This is a genomic window from Amycolatopsis jejuensis, assembly GCF_000717335.1.
Classification (GTDB): Bacteria; Actinomycetota; Actinomycetes; order Mycobacteriales; family Pseudonocardiaceae; genus Amycolatopsis; species Amycolatopsis jejuensis.
On record NZ_JNYZ01000052.1, the window covers coordinates 36,954 to 43,439 of the forward strand.

The following is a 6,486-nucleotide window of genomic DNA, read 5'->3' on the forward strand; positions in this document are numbered from 1 at the left end:
GGTTCCGCCGGTTCCGCCAGGCGTAGCGAACCCGCCAGAACCGGTACCTCCCGATCCCGCGAACCCGCCCGTCCCGGTCGATCCGGCGAATCCACCGGCTCCGGCAAACCCGCCGAACCCGGCCCCACCCGGCGCCGCGGGCCCACCGAAGGACCCCGTCCCACCGGAGCGGTTCATGAACGGCAACGGACCAGGATCGGCGGCCAGCGGGGTGGACTCGTCGGAAGGCTCGGGGGCCGGGGCGACCGTCTTGACCACCTGGGTGTCCGTGGCATCAAGATGCGCGGCCGTCTTCTTGCCGTCCGGAGTACGGAACAGGTGCGGCCCGAACAGGTCCAGCGCGGCTTTCCCCTGCATCGGATACAGCCGGTGGCGTACCTCGCGCAGGGAGATCCGCTTTTCCGGCTCCTTCTTCATCAGCGCAGTGATCACGTCAGACAGCGGGCCCGGCTTCGGGCGCGGCACCTTGCCGTTGACGACCTTGCCGACGGTCTCCAGCGGGTCACCGTCGGCGTCGTACGGCGGGGCGCCTTCGACTGCGGCGAACAGCGTCGCGCCGAGGCCCCACAGGTCTGCGTTCGCGGTGACCGCGCCGCCCGAGGCGACTTCCGGCGAGATGTACGCGGGCGAACCGAGCATGATCCCGGTACGCGTCATGGTGGCTTCCGAGACGTTGCGCGCGATGCCGAAGTCGGTGAGCTTGATCCGGCCGTCGGCGGCGACGAGCACGTTGCCCGGCTTCACGTCACGGTGGGTGATGCCTGCCTCGTGCGCGGCTTCGAGCGCGGCCGCCACCGCGATGCCGACTGCTGCTGCCTGTTCGACCCTCAGCGGGCCGTGGTCCCGCAGGATGTGCGCCAGGCTGCGCGAGGGCAGCAGCTCCATCACCACGAACGGCTCGTCGTGCTCGCGGGCGACGTCGTGCAGAATGATCACGTTCGGATGTGACAGCACGGCGATCGCCCGCGCCTCGCGCAGCGTGCGTTCTCGCAGCTCATCCGCCTGCGCCGCCGGGATGCCCGGCGGCACCTTCATCTCCTTGACCGCCACCGGGCGGTGCAGGAACTCGTCGTAGGCCGACCACACGGTGCCCATCGACCCCGCGCCGAGCACGGAGCGCAGGCGGTATCGCCCGGCGACCACGCGCTGGCCGCCTGCCGACCCCGCACTGCCCGGGCCGGTGCTGTCCTGCCCACTGTTTTCCGACGACACCCCTTGATTGTGGCGCAAGGCACCGACAGTCTTCGACCCAGTGCCGCCTCGCGGCTATCACCCGTACGGGGGGCGAGCAGAGTCACAGGTGCAGCTAGTGGCGTGCCTCTACCATCACTGGGTATGACGAACGTGGCTGGTCCGGAGTCGGTACCGCACTCCGAGCCCGGGCTCGCGCTCGCCGCGGAGTTCCCCGCCGCGGATCGCGCCCGGTGGCAGGAGCTGGTGGCGGGGGTGCTGCGCAAGAGCGGCCGCCTCCCGGAGGACTTCCCGGGTGCGCCGGAGAGCAAGCTCGTCTCGCGTACGTACGACGGGATCGAGATCCAGCCGCTGTACACCGCCGAAGACGCTTCGGGCGACCTCGGCTTCCCTGGGCTGCCGCCGTTCGTACGCGGCGCGCGGGCGGAAGGCGTCGTCGAGACCGGGTGGGACGTCCGGGTGCGCCACGGTGGCTCCGACGCGCGCGCGGTCAACACAGCGATCCTCGCCGACCTCGAAGGTGGCGCCTCCTCGGTGTGGCTACGGCTCGGCGAAGGCGCGTTGCCGATCTCCGCGCTCGCAGATGCATTGAACGAGGTGTACGTCGGCCTCGCGCCAGTGGTGCTCGAAGCGGGCGTCGAGTACGAAGCCGCCGCTCAGGCGCTCCTCGACCTCTTCGCCGAGCGCGAGGTCCCGGCCAGCGAAGCCGTCGGCACGCTGGGGGCCGACCCGATCGGCACTACCGCGCGTACAGGCCACGCTCTCCCGCTGGGCCCAGCAGCAGCGCTGGCCGCGCAGGTTGCCGCGAAGTACCCGAAGGTGCGTACGGTCGTCGCCGACGGACTGCCGTTCCACGAAGCAGGCGGTTCGGACGCGCAGGAACTCGGCGCCACGGTTGCGTCAGGTGTCGCGTACCTGCGCGCGCTCACCGAAGCCGGTCTCGACGTCGCTGCCGCGGCTGCCCAGATCGAATTCCGCCTGGCCGCGAGCGCGGACCAGTTCCTCACCATCGCGAAGTTCCGCGCCGCTCGCCGCCTGTGGGACCGGGTGCTCGACGTTTCCGGCGCGCCCGCCGAGGCACGCGGCATGCATCAGCACGCGGTCACGTCGCCGTCGATGCTGTCCCAGCGCGACCCGTGGGTGAACATGCTGCGGACCACCGTCGCGTGCTTCGCGGCGGGCGTCGGCGGCGCGGACGCCGTCACCGTGCTTCCGTTCGACGCGGCAATCGGCCAGCCGGACGCGTTTTCCGCACGGATTGCCCGTAATACCAACGCAATCCTCATCGAAGAGTCCAAACTGGGCAGTGTGATCGACCCGGCAGGTGGCTCCTGGTACGTCGAGAAGCTCACCGACGAGCTGGCCGAAACCGCGTGGCGCGAGTTTACCGCGATCGAGGCGGCGGGTGGCATCGAGGCCGAGCTCGCGTCCGGTGCACTGGCCGAACGGCTGGCGCAGACCTGGGAAAAGCGCGCGAACCGGCTGGCCACGCGACGGGATCCGCTGACCGGCGTGAGCGAGTTCCCGAATCTGGCCGAGAAACCGGTCGTCCGCGAACCTGCCCCGTCCACTGTGGAGGGTGGGCTGCCGCGGCACCGGTACGCCGAGGCGTACGAGAAGCTGCGTGACGCGTCCGACGCCTACCTGGCCGAACACGGCGAGCGGCCGAAGGTCTTCCTGGCCACGCTCGGCCCGGTAGCCGCGCACACCGCGCGGGCCGGGTTCGCGGCGAACCTGCTGCAAGCGGGTGGAATCGAGCCGGTCAACCCGGGTGCGACGGACGATCTGCCGGGCGCTTTCCGGGAGAGCGGCGCGAAAGTCGCCTGCCTGTGCGGTACCGACGCGGCGTACGAGGAGCAGGCTGAGTCCGTCGCGGCGTCGCTCGGCGCGCAAAACGTGCTGCTCGCGGGCAAGGGAACGTACGATGGGGTCAGCGGCAATTTGTACGCCGGGTGCGACGCGCTCGAAGTCCTGACCAGCCTCCATGCACAGCTGGGAGTGTCCGCATGAGCATCCCGAACTTCGCCGATATCCCGCTCGGCACGCCGGAACCGGGCGACCGCGCGGCGTGGGCGCAGGCCGTGCAGGACGCCACCGGCAAGGGCCCGGACGCGCTGGCCTGGGAAACACCCGAGGGTATCGGCGTGAAACCGGTGTACACCGCCGCCGATCTGTCCGATGTGGACTTCCTGGGCACGTACCCGGGCATCGCGCCGTACTTGCGCGGGCCGTACCCCACGATGTACGTGAACCAGCCCTGGACCATCCGCCAATACGCCGGGTTCTCCACCGCCGAAGAGTCGAACGCCTTCTACCGGCGCAACCTTGCGGCCGGGCAGAAGGGCCTGTCGGTCGCGTTCGACCTGGCGACACACCGCGGGTACGACTCCGACCACCCGCGCGTGTCCGGCGACGTCGGTATGGCGGGCGTGGCGATCGACTCGATCTACGACATGCGCCAGCTCTTCGATGGCATCCCGCTGGACCAGATGTCGGTGTCGATGACGATGAACGGCGCGGTGCTGCCGGTGCTGGCGCTGTACGTGGTCGCGGCCGAGGAGCAGGGGGTGAAGCCGGAGCAGCTCGCGGGGACGATCCAGAACGACATCCTCAAGGAGTTCATGGTCCGCAACACCTACATCTACCCGCCGCAGCCGTCGATGCGGATCATCTCCGACATCTTCGCGTTCACCTCGCAGCACATGCCGAAGTACAACTCCATCTCGATCTCCGGTTACCACATGCAGGAAGCCGGGGCGACGGCCGACCTGGAGCTCGCGTACACGCTTGCGGACGGCGTCGAGTACATCCGCGCGGGCGTCGAAGCCGGGCTGGACGTGGACAAGTTCGCGCCACGGCTGTCATTCTTCTGGGCCATCGGCATGAACTTCTTCATGGAGGTCGCGAAGCTGCGTGCGGCGCGGCTGTTGTGGGCGAAGCTGGTGAAGCAGTTCGATCCGAAGTCTTCGAAGTCGCTGTCGCTGCGTACGCACTCTCAGACGTCAGGTTGGTCTCTCACCGCGCAGGACGTCTTCAACAACGTCACGCGCACCTGCGTCGAGGCGATGGCGGCCACGCAGGGGCACACGCAGTCGTTGCACACCAACGCTCTCGACGAAGCGCTGGCGCTGCCCACCGACTTCTCCGCACGCATCGCACGTAACACGCAGCTGTTGCTGCAGCAGGAATCCGGCACCACGCGCGTCATTGACCCGTGGGGCGGTAGCGCCTTCGTCGAGAAGCTCACGTACGACCTTGCGCGCAAGGCGTGGGCGCACATCACTGAGGTCGAGGGCGCGGGCGGTATGGCGCGCGCGATCGACGAAGGCATCCCGAAGCTGCGTATCGAGGAAGCTGCCGCGCGTACGCAGGCGCGCATCGACTCGGGACGACAGCCGGTCATCGGCGTGAACAAGTACCAGGTCACCGACGATGAGCAGATTGACGTGCTGAAGGTCGACAACGCGGGCGTACGCGCGCAGCAGCTGGACAAGCTGCGACGGCTGCGCGAAGAGCGCGACGCGCAGGCGACCGACGACGCGTTGCGCCGGCTCAGCGAAGGCGCGCAGAACGACGGCAACCTGCTCGCGCTGGCCATCGACGCCGCGCGCGCGAAGGCGACGGTCGGCGAGATCTCCGACGCGCTCGAGAAGATCTGGGGCCGCCACTCCGGCCAGATCCGCACGATCTCCGGCGTGTACCGGGAAGAGGTGGGGAAGTCGGACAACGTCGAAAAGGCCCGTGAGCTGGTCGAGAAGTTCGCCGAGGGCGAGGGACGACGGCCGCGCATCCTGGTCGCGAAGATGGGCCAGGACGGCCACGACCGCGGCCAGAAGGTGATCGCGACCGGGTTCGCCGACCTGGGCTTCGACGTCGACGTCGGCCCGCTGTTCTCCACCCCGGCCGAGGTCGCGCGGCAGGCGTCGGAGGCGGACGTGCACGTGATCGGAGTGTCGTCGCTGGCCGCCGGGCACCTGTCGCTGGTGCCCGCGCTCCGGCACGAGCTGGCCGAACTGGGCCGGGAGGACATCATGGTCGTCGTCGGCGGCGTGATCCCGCCGCAGGACTACCCCGAGCTGCGCGAAGCAGGCGCGGCGGCGATCTTCGGGCCGGGCACGGTGCTCGCGGACGCCGCGATCGACCTGCTCGAGCAGCTGGCCGCGCAGGAGTCCTGAACCTTGCCGCGGCGGATCGACGTCGGCGACTACGCGAAGGGCGTGCTCGCCGGCAACCGGGGGACCCTGTCCAAGGCCATCACGCTGGTCGAGTCGCATCGTGCGGACCATCGGCGGCAGGCCCAGGAGCTGCTGGTCGAGCTGCTGCCGCACGCCGGCGGGGCGAAACGGGTCGGGATCACCGGCGTACCCGGAGTCGGTAAGTCGACATTCATCGACCAGCTGGGCACGGACCTGACGGCGGCCGGGCACCGGGTCGCGGTGCTGGCGGTGGACCCGTCGTCCACGCGCACCGGCGGCTCGATCCTCGGCGACAAGACCCGGATGGCACGGCTCGCGGTGGACCCGCACGCGTTCATCCGCCCGTCGCCGACGTCGGGCACGCTCGGCGGCGTCGCCCGCGCCACCCGCGAGACGATCGTGCTGATGGAGGCCGCGGGCTTCGACGTGGTGCTGGTGGAGACGGTCGGGGTCGGGCAGTCCGAGGTGACCGTGGCGAACATGGTCGACTGCTTCCTCTTCCTGACCTTGGCCCGCACCGGCGACCAGCTGCAGGGCATCAAGAAGGGCGTGCTGGAGCTCGCTGACGTGATCGCGGTGAACAAGGCCGACGGTCCGTTCGAGCGGGACGCCAAGCGGGCGGCGCGAGAGCTGCAGGGTGCGCTGCGGATGATCTACGGCCGGGATGCGTTGTGGGTGCCGCCGGTGCTGACCTGCAGCGGGCTGGAGGGGCGGGGGCTCGACGAGGTGTGGGCGGCGGTTGGCCGGCATCGGGAGGTGCTGGGTGAGTCGGGGGAGCTGGCCGAGCGGCGGAAGCGGCAGCAGGTGGAGTGGACCTGGGCGATGGTCCGGGAGCAGTTGCTCGACCGGTTGATCGGGCATCCCGGGGTTCGGGGGGAGGTCGCCGAGGTGGAGAGGGCGGTTCGGGAGGGGGAGTTGACGGCTACGTTGGGGGCGCAGCGGATTTTGGACGCGTTCTCGTCCTCGTGAGCTGTTGTCCGTCGCGGTGGGTGGGGGGCTGGGAACTGTTGCGTTGGGGGCACCCCGAAGCTGGATTGTCACGACGGTCTGAATGGCTTGTCAAGGCGGGAAAGATGCCTTGACAAGCCATTCAGACCGT

3 protein-coding genes and 1 pseudogene are annotated in these 6,486 nt (G+C 69.6%); 3 read left to right on the forward strand and 1 reads right to left on the reverse strand.

Features of this window, described 5'->3' with window-relative positions; genetic code table 11:
• Positions 1 to 129: 129 nt before the first annotated feature.
• Positions 130 to 1,095, reverse strand: a pseudogene (locus OO71_RS43550) (serine/threonine-protein kinase); the annotation flags it as partial.
• 240 nt (positions 1,096 to 1,335) lie between these two features.
• On the opposite strand from OO71_RS43550, the gene OO71_RS43555 reads away from it, so the two are divergent.
• From OO71_RS43555 to meaB, 3 genes are read left to right on the forward strand one after another with little or no spacing between them, the layout of a single operon-like run.
• Positions 1,336 to 3,201, forward strand: coding sequence for a methylmalonyl-CoA mutase family protein (locus OO71_RS43555; RefSeq protein ID WP_211260835.1), 1,866 nt, complete (start codon positions 1,336 to 1,338; stop codon positions 3,199 to 3,201).
• Positions 3,198 to 5,366 carry a methylmalonyl-CoA mutase gene (scpA, locus tag OO71_RS43560; RefSeq protein ID WP_033295960.1) on the forward strand — a complete coding sequence of 723 codons (2,169 nt, stop codon included), beginning with the start codon at positions 3,198 to 3,200 and terminating at the stop codon, positions 5,364 to 5,366. Before OO71_RS43555 ends, scpA begins: the two co-directional genes overlap by 4 nt.
• 3 nt (positions 5,367 to 5,369) lie before the next feature.
• The gene (gene meaB, locus OO71_RS43565; protein WP_033295961.1) at positions 5,370 to 6,356 is read left to right on the forward strand and encodes a methylmalonyl Co-A mutase-associated GTPase MeaB; all 987 of its coding nucleotides are present in this window, start codon (positions 5,370 to 5,372) and stop codon (positions 6,354 to 6,356) included.
• Positions 6,357 to 6,486: the final 130 nt, after the last annotated feature.